Raw genomic sequence first — 2,518 nt, 5'->3', positions numbered from 1 at the left:
TGGGACGATAAAATTACCGAATTGAATAACTGAATCTGATCTAACAGGCACTCGTCAAATCGGGTAACTGTCAGATCAGATCTCAACTACTACAGTTAAGTACCAGAATATCCTGTAGATCAATATTCTGCTTCAGCTGGTCAATATGTTGAGGCTGTTTCTCTTCGATACGTTGGACACAACGCCTGAGTGATTCCAGCTTTTCAGTCAGTACGATTGTATCCATCGTTCGCGTCTTTCCTTTAATATTCGTTGCCGTAGTGGAAGAAAGTCAGCCGTATTCAGTAGATGGCGGGCCAGCAGTTGGGCATAGGTGTTGTTATCGCCTAACAGGCGCTGGCCTTTGAGTATCTCTCCCAGTATCGGTTCGGGTGCATCATTGACGACTACGATATCTACCGGACAATCCAGTTCAGTGCTGATGGCTTGCATCAACTCCATTTTAAAGTGACTGCTTATTGGTTCTCCGGTCATGATTGCCAAATCAATATCACTACCGAAATGTTTTGTACGTGCCGGATCTGCCCGGGAGCCAAATAATATTGCTAATTTGATCACCGGGTGGTGTGACAACAAGGTTGTCAATTGCTGTGTAAGCGATGGGTTGTCGTTGGATTGCATGACAACTATGGATTCAAGGCAGATACTTGATTGCTGCTACGACAATTCCACCTACAGTCAGGGTGGTGGCAAATGACCATATCATGAAGCGATCCATACGTGCTGTCATGGTCTCAAAACGCTTGTCGATTTGTTCAAAGCGTTTGTCGACCTGCTCAAAGCGTTTGTCAACTTGAGCAAAACGTGTATTCATTTCGGCAATCAGCGATTCAAAGCGTTTGTCGATCTGCTCAAAGCGTTTATCCATGCGATTGAATCCTTCCTGCATCAGCTCACGCTGGTGTTTTAATCCCTCCTCTACACGGAGGATTCTTTCTCTGATTTCCAGTTCATAGCGGACATTGTTGTTCATTATCTCTGGATGCCGTTCAGTGATGACTTCACCAATCAGCTCCTTGATTTCTGCAATATCTTCTTTTGTTAGTGCCATGGCGGTCTTCCCGATACGAGATCAAAACTGTTGAAGCATACCAGAGACCGTTGCTTGGCTGATAAATCATTGACTTGTATGCGTATTGCACCCGTGAAAATTTAGGAGAGTAACTATGCAGAAGTCTTGGCTCCATTTCAGATTCGGTACGATGAAATTGGTTCCGAGGCGAAAAGTGCGGTTTTCCGTATTTTCTGATTTTATGCAGGTTGAAAGTAATCCTGGTGGTGATTGAAAGTGGATTTGCGGGAGGAAGGTGGAACGAAATGTGTGTGTTCGATTTGAATGCGTTGAGTAATTTCTTTTTCCCTGTTCTGGGAAAGAAAGTGCGGATAAATACTCTTTGTTTTTTGATCGAACTGCCCTGCTTGGGTAGTAATTTGTTCTTTCATGTATTCCAGATCCAGATAGAGCAGCACTGCCGGTGCATTGACACGTGGGCAGGTGCGTAATTCACCAACTTGACGGAATCCGAGCATCCGTTTGTAGAAAGTGGCATGGCGCGGATTGATTTCGATGAAGGAATCATCCACACCATGTATGCGATGAGCAAAAATATAGGCCATGTGGAACAAAGAGGCGAAGATTTCTTTCGAACTGGTTTCCGGATTGAACGCAAGCTTTGAAACTTCGCAGAGCCTGCGACCTTGCCGGCGGAACTGATCCAGTTCTGGCTGATAGAGAGTATCGGCCAGTAATCCTTTGCCTGTGTCGATGGTGAGTGTCAACGTTCCAATGAGCTGTTGTGATTGACGTGCTTCGAAGGTGTATTGATTGGAAGATGTTGAGAAAACAGAAGCGCTTTCAGTCTGGTAACCGCGCGAGGCATACATGCGTTTGATAAGCGTGCTGGCCTTGATACGCTGTTTGAGTGAGTTGACCAGGTGAATGCTGTAGCCATTGCGTTGCAGAAGGCAGTCTGTTTCGGCTATGTGACTCGAATTGCTGCCCGGATGCCTGGAGATTTGGTATTTTTGAGAGCGGGGAAATCGCGGGTCAGTATCGTCAGATGAGGTGGAATCGGGTTGATAGGGGCTGAATGGAATGTGTGCTGGCTGGATATTTTTTACTGCGGTCCCTGATTGAAGATGATTCGCAATTTGCATGAGTGGTATTCCTCATAAAGTTATTTTCTGGACTGAATAGGTATAGCTCGAAAATAATACTTGATTGATAAAACAGATAAATCATTGGATGTTTAAAATACTATTTAATAAAAGCACAATCCATGCCAGAATTAATAGTATTTATTAATCAATGAGTTGATATTTTTTCTGTATTTTGGTGAGAAAAATTGTCGTTGCAATCTGTGATAAAAGTCACAAATACTGATAATCGTTTGTATTTGTTGAGTATTGTTTGTCTCTCTTTGGAGACAGTGGTTTTCTGTGGTACGTTTTTGTCCAATCATGTGTAGTAGTTCAGATTTGATCTGACAGCAGGTCTTGCCAAGAGGTGGGATTACCC

3 protein-coding genes are annotated in these 2,518 nt (G+C 43.8%); all 3 read right to left on the bottom strand.

Going from position 1 to position 2,518, the window contains the following annotated elements:
• Window positions 1-207 precede the first annotated feature (207 nt).
• The 3 genes from mntA to B5D58_RS13370 all read right to left on the bottom strand — a co-directional run bounded on the left by mntA (window position 208) and on the right by B5D58_RS13370 (window position 2,157).
• Window positions 208-621: a type VII toxin-antitoxin system MntA family adenylyltransferase antitoxin gene (gene mntA / locus B5D58_RS13380; protein WP_011112723.1), complete on the bottom strand. Its 414-nt coding sequence runs from the start codon at window positions 619-621 to the stop codon at window positions 208-210.
• A 13-nt stretch (window positions 622-634) separates the two neighbouring features.
• Complete coding sequence (locus B5D58_RS13375; protein WP_011112722.1) at window positions 635-1,051, bottom strand: hypothetical protein; 417 nt, start codon at window positions 1,049-1,051, stop codon at window positions 635-637.
• 200 nt (window positions 1,052-1,251) lie between these two features.
• Window positions 1,252-2,157 carry an N-acyl amino acid synthase FeeM domain-containing protein gene (locus B5D58_RS13370; RefSeq protein WP_011112721.1) on the bottom strand — a complete coding sequence of 302 codons (906 nt, stop codon included), beginning with the start codon at window positions 2,155-2,157 and terminating at the stop codon, window positions 1,252-1,254.
• Between the last annotated feature and the right edge of the window lie 361 nt (window positions 2,158-2,518).

The organism is Nitrosomonas europaea (assembly GCF_900167395.1).
Taxonomy (GTDB): Bacteria; Pseudomonadota; Gammaproteobacteria; order Burkholderiales; family Nitrosomonadaceae; genus Nitrosomonas; species Nitrosomonas europaea.
This window is presented reverse-complemented; position numbering and strand designations above follow the sequence as displayed.

What these genes read in the sequence shown, in the direction of transcription:
- mntA (WP_011112723.1), bottom strand. Translation starts at nt 621, where the DNA reads ATGCAATCCAACGACAACCCATCGCTTACACAGCAATTGACAACCTTG.
- B5D58_RS13375 (WP_011112722.1), bottom strand. Translation starts at nt 1,051, where the DNA reads ATGGCACTAACAAAAGAAGATATTGCAGAAATCAAGGAGCTGATTGGT.
- B5D58_RS13370 (WP_011112721.1), bottom strand. Translation starts at nt 2,157, where the DNA reads ATGCAAATTGCGAATCATCTTCAATCAGGGACCGCAGTAAAAAATATC.